Below are 15,496 nucleotides of genomic sequence, written 5' to 3' on the forward strand. Positions count from 1 at the left end.
AGAGCATGACGGACCGTAAGGGCGAACTCGCCGCAAATCTGGCGAAGGTGGAGGAGCGCATCGCCGCCGCGTGCGTGGCCGCGGGGCGCAAGCGGGAAGAGGTGACCCTGATCGTGGTCACCAAGACCTACCCCGCGAGCGATGTGCGGATCCTGTCGGAACTCGGTGTGCGCGACGTCGCCGAGAACAAGGACCAGGACGCGGCACCCAAGGCTGCCGAATGCTCGGATCTGCCCCTTAATTGGCATTTTGTCGGTCAGCTTCAGACCAACAAGGTGCGATCCGTGGTCGGTTACGCGGATCTCGTGCAGTCCGTCGATCGTTCGAAGCTGGTGACGGCCCTCTCCAAGGAGGCCGTCCGGGCCGAACGCGAAATCGGATGTCTGATCCAGGTCGCGCTCGACGCCGGGGAGAGCGAGCGAGGGGAGCGGGGTGGCGTGGCGCCCGGCGGAATCGAAGAGTTGGCCGACCTCGTGGCCGGCGCTCCGGGGCTGCGGCTCGGCGGGTTGATGACCGTCGCGCCGCTCACCGGGGAGTACGCGGGGCGCCAACAGGCGGCGTTCGAGCGGTTGATGGATTTGTCGACCGACCTGCGCCGAGCCCATCCGGCTGCGAACATGGTCTCGGCAGGGATGAGTGCGGATCTCGAACAGGCCGTGGCCGCCGGAGCGACACATGTACGCGTCGGTACCGCGGTACTCGGAGTCCGCGCGAGGCTCGGGTAACGTCGCCAAGAAGTCGGACCACAGCAGAAAATATGGTCATTACCGCCGAAAGGCGGGCGTAACGACCTCGTGGATCGCAGGCACTTGGCAGTCGTCAGCAGATCCACCACAGAGCGGAGGACTCAGAGCATGGCCGGCGCGATGCGCAAGATGGCGGTCTACCTCGGCCTCGTGGAGGACGATGGGTACGACGGCCGCGGTTTCGACCCCGACGACGACTTCGAACCGGAACTCGACCCGGAGCCCGAGCGGGACCACCGGCGACACGAGCCGGTGCACCAGTCGCACGGAGCACATCAGTCCCAAAGGGACGAAGAGGTGCGAATCGTGCAGCCCTCCACCCCGCGTGAGCCGGTCGCCCGCTCCGCTTCGCTAGCCGCGGAATCCGGACGTCCGGCGCGCATCGCGCCCGTGGCGTCCATCACACAAGAACGCCAAAGCCTGGAGAAGAACGCACCGGTGATCATGCCCAAGGTCGTGTCGGAACGAGAGCCTTACCGGATCACCACACTTCACCCGCGGACCTACAACGAGGCCCGTACCATCGGGGAACACTTCCGTGAGGGCACCCCTGTGATCATGAATCTCACTGAGATGGATGACACAGACGCCAAGCGACTTGTCGACTTTGCGGCCGGTTTGGTGTTTGGTCTTCACGGCAGCATCGAGCGGGTGACGCAGAAGGTGTTCCTGTTGTCGCCTGCTAACGTCGATGTCACGGCGGAGGACAAGGCCCGTATCGCAGAGGGCGGGTTCTTCAACCAGAGCTGAGACGCAAGGCCGGAAACAGCAGTACAAGTAGTACCCAGCAGCACGGAAAACAGGGGAGAGGGAAGCACAGGTCATGAGCGTGGTTCTGGATGTCGTCTACATCGCGCTGATGTGCTTCCTGATCGTGCTCATCTTCCGGTTGGTCATGGACTACGTCTTCCAGTTCGCCCGCTCGTGGCAACCCGGCAAGGCGATGGTGGTCGTTCTGGAGGCCACCTACACTGTCACCGATCCACCGCTCAAGCTTCTGCGGCGGTTCATTCCGCCGCTGCGTCTCGGGGGCGTGGCGCTCGACCTGTCCTTCTTCGTACTGATGATCATCGTCTACATCCTGATCTCGATCGTGAGCCGGCTGTGAGCGATGTGAACTACCGTCTTGCCGATGCCGACGACTACGTTGAGGTGAAGAGATGCCGTTGACCCCCGAGGACGTGCGGAACAAGCAGTTCACGACCGTCCGCCTCCGAGAAGGCTATGACGAGGACGAGGTCGATGCCTTCCTCGATGAGGTCGAAGCCGAACTGACCCGCCTGCTCCGGGAGAACGAGGACCTGCGCGCCAAGCTGGCCGCGGCCACGCGCGCTGCTGCGCAGAACCAGCAGAACATGCGCAAGCCTCCGGAGGGTCCTGGCGGTCCCGGTCCGCAGGACCAGCAGCAGGGTATGCCCCCGCAGGGAATGCCCCAGCAGGGGATGCCGCAGCAGGGCATGCGAGGGCCGGGCGGCCCCGTGCCGGCCGGCATATCTGGCCCGCCGCAGCAGCAGATGGGCGGCCCCATGGGCGGCCCGCCCCAGCTGCCGAGCGGTGCGCCGCAGCTGCCTGCCGGTCCCAGCGGCGGCCAGGGTGGCCCGCAGGGTCCCGGTCCGATGGGCCAGGGTCCGATGGGTCAGGGCCCCATGGGTGGTCAGCCGCCCATGCAGCAGCAGATGGGTGGCCCGATGGGCGGCCCCATGGGCGGTCCGATGGGCGGCCCCGGTCAGGGTCCCGGTGGCGACAGCGCCGCCCGTGTCCTGTCGCTGGCCCAGCAGACCGCCGACCAGGCGATCGCCGAGGCCCGTTCCGAGGCCAACAAGATCGTCGGCGAGGCGCGTTCGCGTGCCGAGGGTCTCGAGCGTGACGCCCGTGCCAAGGCCGACGCCCTGGAGCGGGACGCGCAGGAGAAGCACCGCGTCGCGATGGGCTCCCTGGAGTCCGCCCGCGCCACGCTGGAGCGCAAGGTCGAGGATCTGCGCGGCTTCGAGCGCGAGTACCGCACGCGTCTGAAGTCCTACCTGGAGTCGCAGCTGCGTCAGCTGGAGACCCAGGCCGACGACTCGCTGGCTCCGCCGCGTACCCCGGCGACCGCGTCGCTGCCGCCGTCCCCGGCGCCCTCGATGGCTCCGGCCGGTGCGAGCGCCCCGTCGTACGGTGGCAACCCGGGCGGCATGGGCGGTGCTCCGGCGCCGGCCGCTCCGTCCTACGGCGGTCAGCAGCAGATGTCGCCCGCGATGACCCAGCCGATGGCTCCGGTCCGGCCGCAGGGTCCGTCGCCGATGGGGCAGGCTCCCTCGCCGATGCGCGGGTTCCTGATCGACGAGGACGACAACTGACGAGTTGTAGTACGCCTTAGGCGTCGGCAGCGTTCAAAGGGGCGAGCCCTGGACTTCGGTCCGGGGCTCGCCCCTTTTACGCGGGTTGATCTCGGGGGCGGTGGGGCAGGGCAGGGCGAACGGGTGCGGCGGCGTGGGGGCTCAGGTCGCGAGGGTTTCGCTCGCCCTCGCTGGCGGGGTGCCGCTGCGCCCACCCGTGCCGCCCAAGCGGCACGACTGCCCGCAGCTACGGCGGAGGGACGGGTGGCCCTGCTTGGGTGGGCACCGTCCCAGCGGCTCGACTGCCCGCAGCTACGGCGGACGGACGGGTGGCGCTGCCCGCAGCTGTGCGAGGGTGTGGCAAAGGCCCGGCCTCCCTGTGTGGGGAGGCCGGGCCTTTGTGGGTCGTGCCTTGCCTTACGCCTTGCGCAGGCGGAACGTCAGCGACAGGCCCTCGTCTGTGAACGGGGTGCCGTAGGTGTCGTCCGCCTCGGCCTGGGCGAAGTCCGTCGCCAGGACCTCGTCGGCGATCAGGGCTGCGTGTTCGGTCAGGGCCGCGAGCACCGCCGGGTCCGTGGACGTCCAGCGCAGGGCGATGCGGTCGGCCACGTCCAGGCCGCTGTTCTTGCGGGCCTCCTGGATCAGGCGGATCGCGTCACGGGCCAGGCCCGCCTGCTTCAGCTCCTCCGTGATCTCCAGGTCCAGGGCGACCGTCGCGCCGGAGTCGGACGCCACCGACCAGCCCTCGCGCGGGGTCTCCGTGATGATGACCTCGTCGGGGGCGAGGGTGATGGTCTCGCCGTCGACCTCGACCGACGCCGTGCCCTCGCGCAGGGCGAGGGACAGGGCGGCGGCGTCGGCGTTCGCGACCGCCTTCGCCACGTCCTGGACCCGCTTGCCGAACCGCTTGCCCAGGGCACGGAAGTTGGCCTTGGCGGTGGTGTCGACCAGGCTGCCGCCGACCTCGGAAAGGGACGCCAGCGACTCGACGTTCAGCTCTTCCGTGATCTGCGAGTGCAGTTCGGGGTTCAGGGTGTCGAAGCCCGTCACCGCGACCAGCGCGCGCCGCAGCGGCTGACGGGTCTTGACGCCCGACTCCGCGCGCGTGGCACGGCCCAGCTCCACCAGGCGCCGGACGAGGACCATCTGCCGCGACAGCTCGGGGTCGATGGCGGAGAGGTCCGCCTCCGGCCAGCCGGCCAGGTGGACGGACTCCGGGGCGCCCGGCGTGACCGGGACGACCAGGTCCTGCCAGACCCGCTCGGTGATGAACGGGGTCAGCGGGGCCATCAGCTTGGTGACCGTCTCCACGACCTCGTGCAGCGTGCGCAGCGCGGCCTTGTCGCCCTGCCAGAAGCGGCGACGCGAGCGGCGGACGTACCAGTTGGACAGGTCGTCGACGAACGCCGAGAGCAGCTTGCCGGCGCGCTGGGTGTCGTAGGCCTCCAGAGCCTGCGTCACCTGGTCGGTGAGCGCGTGGAGTTCGGAGAGCAGCCAGCGGTCCAGGACCGGGCGGTCGGCCGGGGCCGGATCGGCCGCGGACGGGGCCCAGTTGGACGTACGGGCGTACAGGGCCTGGAAGGCGACCGTGTTCCAGTACGTCAGGAGCGTCTTGCGGACGACCTCCTGGATCGTGCCGTGGCCCACGCGGCGGGCCGCCCACGGGGAGCCGCCGGCCGCCATGAACCAGCGGACCGCGTCGGCGCCGTGCTGGTCCATCAGCGGGATCGGCTGGAGGATGTTGCCCAGGTGCTTGGACATCTTCCGGCCGTCCTCGGCGAGGATGTGGCCGAGGCAGACGACGTTCTCGTAGGACGACTTGTCGAAGACCAGGGTGCCTACCGCCATCAGCGTGTAGAACCAGCCGCGGGTCTGGTCGATGGCCTCCGAGATGAACTGCGCCGGGTAGCGGCTCTCGAAGAGTTCCTTGTTCTTGTACGGGTAGCCCCACTGCGCGAACGGCATCGAACCCGAGTCGTACCAGGCGTCGATGACCTCGGGCACGCGCGTGGCCGCCTTGCCGCAGGCGTCCTTGGGGCAGGCGAAGGTGACGTCGTCGATGAACGGGCGGTGCGGGTCGAGGTCCGACTGGTCGGTGCCGGTCAGTTCGGTGAGTTCCGCGCGGGAGCCGACGACGGTCAGGTGGTCGTCCTCGCAGCGCCAGATCGGCAGCGGGGTGCCCCAGTAGCGGTTGCGGGACAGCGCCCAGTCGATGTTGTTGTTCAGCCAGTCGCCGTACCGGCCGTGCTTGACCGTGTCCGGGAACCAGTTGGTGTTCTCGTTCTCCTGGAGGAGGCGGTCCTTGATGGCCGTGGTGCGGATGTACCAGGACGGCTGCGCGTAGTAGAGGAGCGCGGTGTGGCAGCGCCAGCAGTGCGGGTAGCTGTGCTCGTACGGGATGTGCTTGAAGAGGAGGCCGCGGTCGTGGAGGTCCTCGGTGAGCTTCTCGTCCGCCTTCTTGAAGAAGACGCCGCCGACCAGCGGGACGTCCTCCTCGAAAGTGCCGTCGGGGCGGACGGGGTTCACGACCGGGAGGCCGTAGGCGCGGCAGACCTTGAGGTCGTCCTCACCGAAGGCGGGGGACTGGTGGACCAGACCCGTACCGTCCTCGGTCGTGACGTATTCGGCGTTGACGACGAAATGTGCCGGTTCCGGGAACTCCACGAGCTCGAACGGACGTTGATACGTCCAGCGCTCCATCTCGGCGCCCGTGAAGGACTGGCCGGTGGTCTCCCAGCCCTCGCCGAGCGCCTTGGCGACGAGCGGCTCGGCGAGGACCAGCTTCTCCTCGCCGTTGGTCGCGACGACGTAGGTGACGTCGGGGTGCGCGGCGACCGCGGTGTTGGAGACCAGCGTCCAGGGCGTCGTCGTCCACACCACGAGCGCGGCCTCGCCGGCGAGCGGACCGGAGGTGAGCGGGAAACGGACGTACACGGACGGGTCGACGACCGTCTCGTAGCCCTGCGCCAGCTCGTGGTCCGACAGGCCGGTACCGCAGCGGGGGCACCAGGGGGCGACGCGGTGGTCCTGGACCAGCAGGCCCTTGTTGAAGATCTCCTTGAGCGACCACCAGACCGACTCGATGTACTCGGGGTCCATCGTGACGTAGGCGTCGTCGAGGTCGACCCAGTAGCCCATGCGGGTCGTCAGCTCGGAGAACGCGTCGGTGTGCCGCAGCACGGAGTCGCGGCAGCGGGCGTTGAACTCCGCGATGCCGTACGCCTCGATGTCCTGCTTGCCGCTGAAGCCGAGCTCCTTCTCCACCGCGAGCTCGACCGGGAGGCCGTGGCAGTCCCAGCCGGCCTTGCGGGCCACGTGGTAGCCGCGCATGGTGCGGAAGCGGGGGAAGACGTCCTTGAAGACGCGCGCCTCGATGTGGTGGGCCCCGGGCATGCCGTTGGCGGTGGGCGGGCCCTCGTAGAACACCCATTCGGGGCGGCCCTCGGACTGCTCCAGGGACTTGGCGAAGATCTTCTGCTCGCGCCAGAAGTCGAGCACCGCGTGCTCGAGCGCGGGCAGATCGACCTGGGCGGGCACCTGGCGGTACTGCGTCATCAGTCTTCCTCCGGCGGACTTGCTGCCTTCCGTCCGGAGGGACGAGAGCCGATTCTTGTACGCCGGTTTCGGCGCGCTCCCGCGGTACCACCCTCCTTGGCTCCCCTGTGCGCTCTACGCACCGGTGAGCCCCCTCATTGGGGTCGCGATGCCGGGTCTACTTGCCCTTCAGGGCGTTCTTCCGGCGGCTCCGGGGTGATCTTCACGTCGCGCTCGCCCCCGGGCTTCCACCGTCCCCGGGTCGCTCTGGGCTGCGTACGTCGCTACTCGTCCCCATCCACGCTTCTCGCTCCGCCCAGTGTACGGCGCCGCGAGGACAGCGGCCGACCGGTTTTCCCGGCCTCCGGGGCGCGGTCGCCGCGGTCGCCGCAGTGACCCGAATGGAGCGGTACGCGTGTTCGGATTCTGGGACGCGCGGTCCGGCGGATTACCGGGCGGGGAGCTGGGCACAACGCTTGCATGCCTGGCGTGCTCCCTGCGCGAGGCGGGCGAATCGGGCGGTGCGCCCCGTTGCCGCGGGACTCAAGTCGATTTATCGTCCCAGCACGATTCGCGTGCAAGATCACAATATGTGAAGGGGCCGCGGCCATGGTGGCGAAGAAGACCGCCGATCAGAAGTCGGCGTCGGGCAGGTCCACACATGCCTCCGGCGGTGCGGCCAAGGACGTGGGCGGGAAGAAGGCCGTGGGGGCGGCGGCGAAGAAGGCGGCCGAGAAGGCGGCGGAGGGTCCTGAAAGACCAGGGGCTGCGGCCGGGAGCAGGAAGACGGCGGCCAAGAAGACCGTGACGAAGAAGGCCGCCGCCAAGAAGACGGCGGAGACGGCGGCGGCCGTGAAGAAGGCGGCTGTCAAGAAGACAGCGACTGCCAAGAAGACGGCGGCGAAGAAGGCGGTCGGCAAGAAGACCGCTGCCGTGAAGAGCACCACCTCGAAGACCACGAAGAGCACCTCCACGAAAAGCGCGGCCGCCAAGAGCGCGGCCGGGAAGACGGCCAAGAAGGCGGGCGCGGCGCAGGCCGCGAAGCAGACGGGAGCCACGACGGTGGTTGCGAAGAAGACTCCTGGCACGGCCACGGCGGCGAAGACGGCCGTCCCCAAGGCACGCCTCGCCGCGGCGGAGCCGGGCGAGCTCGCGGTCCGCCCCGGCGAGGACCCCTGGACGCCGGAGGAGGTCGCGGAGGCGCGCGCCGAGCTGCAGTCCGAGGCGCTGCGGCTGCGCTCCGAGATCACGACGTCCGAGGAGTCCCTCGTGGGTCTGATGCGGGACTCCGGGGACGGCGCGGGCGACGACCAGGCCGACACCGGCACCAAGAACATCACGCGCGAGCACGAGATGGCCCTCGCGGCCAACGCGCGCGAGATGCTCGAACAGACCGAGCGGGCCCTGGACCGGCTCGACGCGGGTACCTACGGTCTGTGCGAGAACTGCGGCAACCCGATCGGCAAGGCGCGTATGCAGGCGTTCCCGCGCGCGACCCTGTGCGTGGAGTGCAAGCAGAAGCAGGAACGCCGGTACTGAGGGTCCAGCGGGGCGTGCCGTACCCTCGTCCTCAGTCAGGCACCTAGGTTGAGGGACTCACGTGACCGAAGCGGAGCGCATGATCGGTACGCCGGACACCCCTGAGGGGGACGGGGCCGAGCCGGAGCAGGCAGCCGGGCAGGCGGGCGTCGAGGAGCGGCCCCAGTCCAGGGGCAAGCGCCGGATCGCCGTGCTGTTCGCCGTCGCCGCCTTCGCGTACCTCCTCGACCTCGGCAGCAAGCTGCTCGTGGTGGCCAAGCTGGAGCACCACGCGCCGATCGAGATCATCGGGGACTGGCTGAAGTTCGAGGCGATCCGCAACGCGGGCGCCGCCTTCGGCTTCGGCGAGGCCTTCACCGTGATCTTCACGGTGATCGCGGCGGCCGTGATCGTGGTCATCGCCCGTCTCGCCCGCAAGCTCTACAGCCTGCCCTGGGCGATCGCGCTCGGCCTGCTCCTCGGCGGTGCGCTCGGCAACCTCACCGACCGGATCTTCCGCTCGCCAGGCGTCTTCGAGGGCGCGGTCGTCGACTTCATCGCGCCGAAGCACTTCGCGGTGTTCAATCTCGCCGACTCGGCGATCGTGTGCGGCGGCATCCTGATCGTGCTGCTGTCCTTCAAGGGCCTCGACCCGGACGGCACCGTCCACAAGGACTGAGGCCCGGTTTTCCACAGGCTCGTGCGGGGTGCCTGATCCGGTCCGGCATACTCGACGGGTGAGCACGATTCCCGAGATCCGAACCCTGCCCGTGCCGGACGGCCTGGAGGGCGAGCGCGTCGACGCCGCCATCTCCCGCATGTTCGGCTTCTCCCGCACCAAGGCGGCCGAGCTGGCGGCGGCGGGCAAGGTCCAGGTCGACGGGTCCGTGGTCGGCAAGTCCGAGCGCGTGCACGGCGGCGCCTGGCTGGAGGTCGAGATGCCCGGCGCGCCCGCGCCCGTGCAGATCGTCGCCGAGCCGGTCGAGGGCATGGAGATCATCCATGACGACGATGACGTGGTCGTCATCGTCAAGCCCGTCGGGGTCGCCGCCCACCCCTCGCCCGGCTGGACCGGCCCGACCGTCATCGGCGGCCTCGCCGCCGCCGGGTACCGCATCTCGACCTCCGGCGCCGCCGAGCGCCAGGGCATCGTGCACCGCCTCGACGTCGGCACCTCCGGCCTGATGGTGGTCGCCAAGTCGGAGTACGCGTACACGTCGCTCAAGCGCCAGTTCAAGGAGCGCACGGTCGACAAGCGCTACCACACCCTCGTCCAGGGCCACCCGGACCCGACGAGCGGCACCATCGACGCCCCCATCGGCCGTCACCCGAACCACGACTACAAGTGGGCGGTCACCGCCGACGGCAAGCCGTCGATCACGCACTACGACCTCATCGAGGCGTTCCGCGCGGCCTCCCTGCTCGACGTGAAGCTGGAGACGGGCCGCACCCACCAGATCCGCGTCCACATGGCCGCCCACCGCCACCCCTGCGTCGGCGACCTCACCTACGGCGCCGACCCGACGCTCGCCAAGCGGCTGCGCCTGACCCGGCAGTGGCTGCACGCGGTCCGCCTCGGCTTCGAGCACCCCGGGGACGGGCAGTGGGTCGAGTTCGAGAGCGACTACCCGGAGGACCTCCAGCAGGCCCTGGACCAGGTCCGCGAGGAGACGTACGCGTGAGCCGGCTGTCGTACACGGTGCGGGTCGCTGAGGGCCCCGCCGACCGGGAGATGTGCTTCGCCGTGCGCAAGCAGGTCTTCGTCGTCGAGCAAGGCGTCCCGGAGGACCTGGAGTACGACGCGTACGACGCCGTCGCGGTGCATGTGCTGGCCGTGCGGGACGACGGGACGGCGCTGGGCACCGGGCGGCTGCTGTACGGCGCGCAGGCCGCCGACAAGGTCGGCGGTGATCTCACCCTGGGCTCGCTCGGGCGGCTCGCGGTCGCCGAGGAGGCGCGCGGTCTCGGCGTCGGCGTGGCGCTCGTACGGGCCATCGAGGACGCAGCACGCGCGCGGGGGCTCGCGGCGGTGGATCTGCACGCGCAGACGCACGCACTGGGGTTCTACGAGCGGCTCAGGTACGAGCCCTACGGGCCGGAGTACCTGGAGGCGGGGATTCCGCACCAGGGGATGCGGCGCGCGCTGTAACTGATCGGCGCGGCCGTCATGGCAGGCTGGACAGCTGGAGATTCCTGCTCGTCCGACCCGCCGGAGCCTGACCGTGGATCAGTTGGCCCTGCTGTTCGTGCTGTTGCTCGGGGCCGTGGTGAGCGTCCCGGTGGGAGACCGGTTCGGGTTGCCGGCGCCGGTCCTCATGACCCTGCTCGGGATCGTCCTCGCGCTGCTGGACTTCGTGCCGAACGTCGAGATCGCGCCGGAGCTGATTCTGCCGCTCCTGCTGCCGCCGCTGCTCTACGCGGCCGTGCGGCGCACCTCCTGGCGGCAGTTCGCGGCCAACGTACGGCCGATCCTGCTGCTCGCCGTGGCGCTGGTGTTCGTCACCACCGTGTGTGTGGCCGCCGTCGCCAACGCGATCGTGCCCGGGCTGCCGATCGCCGCCGCCGTGGCGCTCGGCGCGCTGGTCGCGCCACCCGACCCCGTCGCGGCGACTGCCGTCGCCGGGCAACTGGGGCTGCCGCGGCGGCTGGTGTCGATCCTGGAGGGCGAAGGGCTCTTCAACGACGTCACGGCCATCGTGCTCTACCACGTGGCGATCGCCGCGGCCGTCAGCGGTTCCTTCCACCTCGGGGAGGCCGCGTTCGAGCTGGTGCTCTCCGCGGTCGTCGCCGTCGTCATGGGCGTCGTCCTGGGCTGGGGCGCGAACAAGCTGATGGACCTGCTCGACGACGCGACCCTCCAGATCGGGCTGACGCTCCTCGTGCCGTACGCCTCCTACGTGCTCGCCGAGGAGCTGCACGGGTCCGGGGTGCTCGCCGTGCTCACCACCGCCCTCTTCCTCGCCGAGTACGGCACCGACGCCGACGACGTGCTCACCCGGCTCGCCGGGCACACCTTCTGGGACATCGTCGACACGCTGGTCACCGGGGTGGCCTTCGGGCTGATCGGGCTCGAACTGCACAACGCGATCCGGACCGCGTCCGGGCGGTGGGGCGAGATGCTCGGCTGGGCGGCCGCGATCGTCGTGGTCGTCGTCCTCGTACGGCTGTTGTGGCTGCTGCCCGCGACCTGGGTCGCCAAGCGGCTGCACGCCAGGCAGGACTACGACGAGGAGATCCCGATGACCTGGCGGGAGACCGTCGTCATGTGGTGGTCGGGGATGCGGGGGGTGGCGTCCGTGGCGTTGGCGCTGGCGATTCCGCTGAAGACCGACGAGGGGGCGGCCTTTCCCGACCGGGACGAGATCGTGTTCATCGCGTTCGGGGTCATCATGGCGACCCTCGTGCTCCAGGGGCTGACCCTGCCGTGGCTGGTGAAGCGGCTCGGGGTGAAGGCCGACACCGAGCGGGAGAAGGAGTTCGAGAAGACGCTGGCGATCCGGGCGGCCAAGGCGGCCAAGCGGCGGCTGAGGGAGATCGAGGACGTCGAGGAGCTGCCGGAGGAGCTGTCCGAGCAGATGTTGCGGCGGGCCTTCGACATCGGGGTGCGGATCAGTCCGGACATGGGGGACGAGGAGCGGCGGGAGGCGCATCAGCAGCGGGCGAAGCGGTTGAAGCGGGTGCGGCGGATTCAGGGGGAGATGTTGAGCGCGGCGCGGCATGAGGTGTTGGCGGCGCGGAGTGAGCCGGGGGCGGATCCGGAGGTGGTGGATCGGGTGCTGCGGCATCTGGATGTGCGCAGTCTGCGTTGATTCGGGGTGTTCTCCCACCCGCGCACCGCCCGTTTCCAGTTCGTGAAAAGGTGCCGTTTCCCGTGGGGGTTGCTCGCCGTCGGCGGCTTTCCGTTCGTACGCTCGGATCATGGCTCGTAACGTTGTGATCAGTGGCGGTGGTACGGGAATTGGGCTCGCTGCGGCTCGGGTCTTTGCTGCGGGCGGGGATCGGGTGTTGTTGGTCGGGCGGCGCAAGGAGGTGCTGGAACGGGCGGACGTGCCTGGGGCGCTCAGCTGTGCCGCCGATCTCAGTGACACCGCCGACGTGCGCGGGGTCGCCGAGTTCGTCGGGCGGGAGTTCGGGGCCGTGGACGTGCTCGTCCACAGTGCCGGGGGGACCGGGCAGCTCGAACCGTCTGCCGCCGGAGATGATCCGTTGGACGCCGTCGCGCACAACTGGACCGTCAACTTCCGGCTCAATCTACTGACCGCCGCGCTGCTCACCGAGGCCCTCAAGGACCGGCTCGCCTCGCCCGGCGGACGCGTGCTGTTCGTCAGCTCCATCGCCGCCTACCGGGGGTCCGGGAGCGGGGCGTACGGGGCCGCCAAGGCGGGGCTGCATCCGTACGCCCATGACCTGGCCCGGGATCTCGGGCCGCGTGGCATCACCGTGAACGTGGTCGCGCCCGGCTACATCGAGGACACCGAGTTCTTCGGCGGCGCCATCGACCCCGCCCGGCGCGAGCGGCTCATCAACGACACCGCGAACGGTCGCGCCGGGACCCCCGGGGACGTCGCCGAGACGCTGCACTGGCTGGCCTCGCCCGGCGCCGGACACGTGACCTCACAGATCGTGCAGGTCAACGGGGGCGCCGAGCGAGGCCATTGACGGTCAGCGGCTCTGCCTCGGCGGCTCGTGCATCCTGCGGGGCGCGCCGTCCGGGGAGGCGGCCGGGCGGGCGCCGTTGCTGCCCGGGGGCAGGGCCGAGTCGGCCGTGTTGACGCGGGGGAGGGCGTACGGGTGGTGGTCGGTCAGCCAGCGGATCATCTGCTCGCGGACCGTGACCCGTACCTTCCAGATGTCGTCGGCGTCCCTGGCGGTCACCAGGGCACGCACCTGCATGGTGTTCGGGGTCGAGTCCGTGACCGTGAGGTCACAGGCTCGGCCGTCCCATGCCGGGCACTCGCGGAGGATGTCGCGGAGTTTCACGCGCATCGCGTCCATCGGTGCCGAGTGGTCGAGGTGCCAGTAGACGATGCCGGTCATCTGGGCCCCGCCGCGCGACCAGTTCTCGAACGGCTTCGAGGTGAAGTACGAGACGGGCATGGTGATGCGGCGTTCGTCCCAGGTCCGGACCGTCAGGAACGTGAGCGTGATCTCCTCGACCGTGCCCCACTCGCCGTCCACCACGACCGTGTCCCCTATGCGCACCATGTCGCCGAACGCGATCTGGAGCCCCGCGAACATGTTGCTCAGCGTGGACTGCGCCGCGACACCGGCGACGATGCCGAGGATGCCGGCCGAGGCCAGCAGCGAGGCACCGGCCGCGCGCATCGCGGGGAACGTCAGCAGCATCGCGGCGATCGCCACCACGGCGACGACCGCGGTGACCACCCGTGTGATGAGAGTCACCTGGGTGCGGACCCGACGGACCCGGGCCGGATCGCGCTGGGCGCGCGAGTAACGCGTGTACGTCGTCTCGACGACCGCCGCCGCGATCCGGATCATCAGCCACGCCGTCGCCCCGATGAGGACCAGCGTCAGTGTCCGGCCGATGCCGACCCGGTGAGCCTCCAGCACCCGCGCCTCGTCGTACGACCCTCTGAGCAGAGCCGCGAAGATGACGAGCTGGTAGGGGATGCGGCCGCGGCGCAGCAGGCCCCACAGCGGGGTCTCGCTCTGCCGTTGGTCGGCCTTGCGCATCAGCAGATCGGTCGCCCAGCCGATGAGAAGCGTGAGCACGACCGAGCCGCCGACGACGATCAGCGGACGCAGTACGTTCTCCATGCCTCCGACCGTACTGGCACGATGGGTCTCATGAACATCATGCTCTTTCACTCGACGTACGGTCTGCGGCCCGCGGTGCGCGCGGCGGCGGACCGGCTGCGCGCCGCCGGGCACCAGGTCTGGACGCCGGACCTCTTCGAGGGGCGCACGTTCGAGACGGTCGAGGAAGGCATGGAGTTCAGGGAGAGCGTCGGCAAGGACGAACTGCTCAAGCGGGCCGTGCTGGCCGCCGCGCCCTACTCGGAGCGGGGCCTGGTGTACGCCGGGTTCTCGTTCGGCGCCTCCGTCGCGCAGACCCTCGCTCTCGGCGACGACAAGGCGCGCGGGCTGCTGCTTCTGCACGGCACCTCGGACATCGCGGCCAACGCGGCCGTGGACGAGCTGCCGGTCCAGCTGCATGTCGCCGAGCCGGACCAGTTCGAGACGGACGACTGGCTGAGCTCCTGGTATCTCCAGATGGGCCGCGCGGGCGCCGACGTGGAGATCTACCGGTACGTCGGGGCCGGTCACCTCTACACCGACCCCGACCTGCCCGACTACGACGAGGAGGCCGCCGAGGCTACCTGGCGGGTGGCGCTCGGCTTCCTCGACTCGCTCTAGGTCATCCGGCGCGGTAGGCCGCGAAGCTCTGCTGCATGCGCGTCACCTGGCCCGAGGTGAACTGGTACATGCAGTTGTCGTACGTGTAGTCCATGAAGTTGTGGATCGGGTCCACGCCCGCCTTGGTGGTGCAGGTGTCGCGGCCGGTCGGGCACTCGTAGGCCGCGCTCTTCTCGGCGGGGGTGTCGTCGACGTAGTCGCCCTTGCCGTTACAGCCGCCCTGGAAGGTGTGGTACAGGCCCATCCAGTGGCCGACCTCGTGGGTGGCGGTGTCGCCCTCGTCGTAGTGGGTGGCCGAGCCGCCGGGCAGGGACGCGTCGAGGATGACGACGCCGTCCATGGACGGGCTGGACTTGTAGGAGCTGGGGAAGGTGGCCCAGCCGAGGAGGCCGTCGCCGAGGTTGGCGGTGTAGATGTTGAGCGCGTTCGCGCCGCCCTTGCGCAGGGCGGTCTTCATCGCCTTCTCCTCGGCGGAGCCGTAACCGACGTTGTACCAGGCCGCGTTGTCGGTGTAGTCGGTGCCGGCCAGCGTGAACTGGTAGCCGGAGTCGACGTTTCCGGTGCCCTGGCCGGCGTAGGCGGCGTTCAGGACGTTCAGCTGGGCGCTGATGTCGGAGGAGCTGAGGTTGCCGGTGGCGCCGTCGTGGATGACGTGGAAGTACACCGGGATGGTGGTGGAGGCCGCGGCGGCGAGGCTGCGGCTGCCGGACGAGGGCAGTTTGTCGAGCTTGGCGCGCAGATCGGCGTCCATGGCCTGGGCCTTGGCGGTGCTGATCTCGTTGGGCTCGGCGATGTGCTCGCCGCTGCCGGGGCGGGACTCGCGGGCCGCCGCGTGGGTGTCCGTGTCGGCGCAGTCGGCGGTCGGAGTCCGGGCCGCCGCGATTCCGGTGGGCGCCGACAGGGGAGTGAGCATCAGGGTTCCGGCCACAACGGCCGTGCCGAGAAGGCGTCTGCGCATAACAGGGGTTATCCGGGCAAGCGCACGCATGCTGACTCCTAGCT

14 protein-coding genes are annotated in these 15,496 nt (G+C 69.7%); 11 read left to right on the forward strand and 3 right to left on the reverse strand.

Annotation, left to right across the window (positions count from 1 at the left end):
• Positions 1 to 5 precede the first annotated feature (5 nt).
• The 4 genes from IQ210_RS18310 (at position 6) to IQ210_RS18325 (ending at position 3,085) form a co-directional block, all read left to right on the forward strand.
• Positions 6 to 725, forward strand: coding sequence for a YggS family pyridoxal phosphate-dependent enzyme (locus tag IQ210_RS18310; RefSeq protein ID WP_194080105.1), 720 nt, complete (start codon positions 6 to 8; stop codon positions 723 to 725).
• Between the two features lie 129 nt (positions 726 to 854).
• Positions 855 to 1,496 carry a cell division protein SepF gene (locus IQ210_RS18315; RefSeq protein ID WP_097262896.1) on the forward strand — a complete coding sequence of 214 codons (642 nt, stop codon included), beginning with the start codon at positions 855 to 857 and terminating at the stop codon, positions 1,494 to 1,496.
• Between the two features lie 73 nt (positions 1,497 to 1,569).
• Positions 1,570 to 1,854: a YggT family protein gene (locus tag IQ210_RS18320; RefSeq protein ID WP_007448661.1), complete on the forward strand. Its 285-nt coding sequence runs from the start codon at positions 1,570 to 1,572 to the stop codon at positions 1,852 to 1,854.
• A 52-nt stretch (positions 1,855 to 1,906) separates the two neighbouring features.
• On the forward strand, positions 1,907 to 3,085 hold the full coding sequence (locus IQ210_RS18325) for a DivIVA domain-containing protein (RefSeq protein WP_194080106.1): 1,179 nt from the start codon (positions 1,907 to 1,909) through the stop codon (positions 3,083 to 3,085).
• A 396-nt stretch (positions 3,086 to 3,481) separates the two neighbouring features.
• Here the strand turns inward: IQ210_RS18325 and ileS are convergent, their stop codons facing one another.
• Complete coding sequence (ileS, locus tag IQ210_RS18330; protein ID WP_194080107.1) at positions 3,482 to 6,619, reverse strand: isoleucine--tRNA ligase; 3,138 nt, start codon at positions 6,617 to 6,619, stop codon at positions 3,482 to 3,484.
• Positions 6,620 to 7,207: 588 nt separating this feature from the next.
• On the opposite strand from ileS, the gene IQ210_RS18335 reads away from it, so the two are divergent.
• The 6 genes from IQ210_RS18335 to IQ210_RS18360 all read left to right on the forward strand — a co-directional run bounded on the left by IQ210_RS18335 (position 7,208) and on the right by IQ210_RS18360 (position 12,775).
• Positions 7,208 to 8,137 (forward strand): TraR/DksA family transcriptional regulator, encoded by a 930-nt coding sequence (locus IQ210_RS18335; RefSeq protein ID WP_194080108.1) that lies wholly within the window; start codon positions 7,208 to 7,210, stop codon positions 8,135 to 8,137.
• A 61-nt stretch (positions 8,138 to 8,198) separates the two neighbouring features.
• Complete coding sequence (gene lspA / locus IQ210_RS18340) at positions 8,199 to 8,795, forward strand: signal peptidase II (RefSeq protein WP_194080109.1); 597 nt, start codon at positions 8,199 to 8,201, stop codon at positions 8,793 to 8,795.
• Between the two features lie 58 nt (positions 8,796 to 8,853).
• Positions 8,854 to 9,798 (forward strand): RluA family pseudouridine synthase, encoded by a 945-nt coding sequence (locus tag IQ210_RS18345; protein ID WP_194080110.1) that lies wholly within the window; start codon positions 8,854 to 8,856, stop codon positions 9,796 to 9,798.
• A gap of 50 nt (positions 9,799 to 9,848) precedes the next feature.
• On the forward strand, positions 9,849 to 10,265 hold the full coding sequence (locus tag IQ210_RS18350) for a GNAT family N-acetyltransferase (RefSeq protein WP_228048018.1): 417 nt from the start codon (positions 9,849 to 9,851) through the stop codon (positions 10,263 to 10,265).
• 73 nt (positions 10,266 to 10,338) lie between these two features.
• Positions 10,339 to 11,925, forward strand: coding sequence for a Na+/H+ antiporter (locus IQ210_RS18355; RefSeq protein WP_194080112.1), 1,587 nt, complete (start codon positions 10,339 to 10,341; stop codon positions 11,923 to 11,925).
• A 109-nt stretch (positions 11,926 to 12,034) separates the two neighbouring features.
• Positions 12,035 to 12,775: an SDR family NAD(P)-dependent oxidoreductase gene (locus IQ210_RS18360; RefSeq protein ID WP_194080113.1), complete on the forward strand. Its 741-nt coding sequence runs from the start codon at positions 12,035 to 12,037 to the stop codon at positions 12,773 to 12,775.
• 3 nt (positions 12,776 to 12,778) lie between these two features.
• On the opposite strand, the gene IQ210_RS18365 is transcribed toward IQ210_RS18360, so the two are convergent.
• Positions 12,779 to 13,894 carry a mechanosensitive ion channel family protein gene (locus IQ210_RS18365; protein WP_194080114.1) on the reverse strand — a complete coding sequence of 372 codons (1,116 nt, stop codon included), beginning with the start codon at positions 13,892 to 13,894 and terminating at the stop codon, positions 12,779 to 12,781.
• 30 nt (positions 13,895 to 13,924) lie between these two features.
• Between IQ210_RS18365 and IQ210_RS18370 the strand changes: the two genes are divergently transcribed.
• Positions 13,925 to 14,494, forward strand: coding sequence for a dienelactone hydrolase family protein (locus IQ210_RS18370; protein ID WP_194080115.1), 570 nt, complete (start codon positions 13,925 to 13,927; stop codon positions 14,492 to 14,494).
• 1 nt (position 14,495) lies between these two features.
• Here IQ210_RS18370 and IQ210_RS18375 read toward each other — a convergent pair whose 3' ends face one another.
• Entirely contained in the window at positions 14,496 to 15,452 is a 957-nt protein-coding gene (locus tag IQ210_RS18375; protein WP_390897672.1) for a zinc metalloprotease, read from the reverse strand.
• Positions 15,453 to 15,496: the final 44 nt, after the last annotated feature.

This window comes from Streptomyces justiciae (assembly GCF_015163075.1).
Classification (GTDB): Bacteria; Actinomycetota; Actinomycetes; order Streptomycetales; family Streptomycetaceae; genus Streptomyces; species Streptomyces justiciae.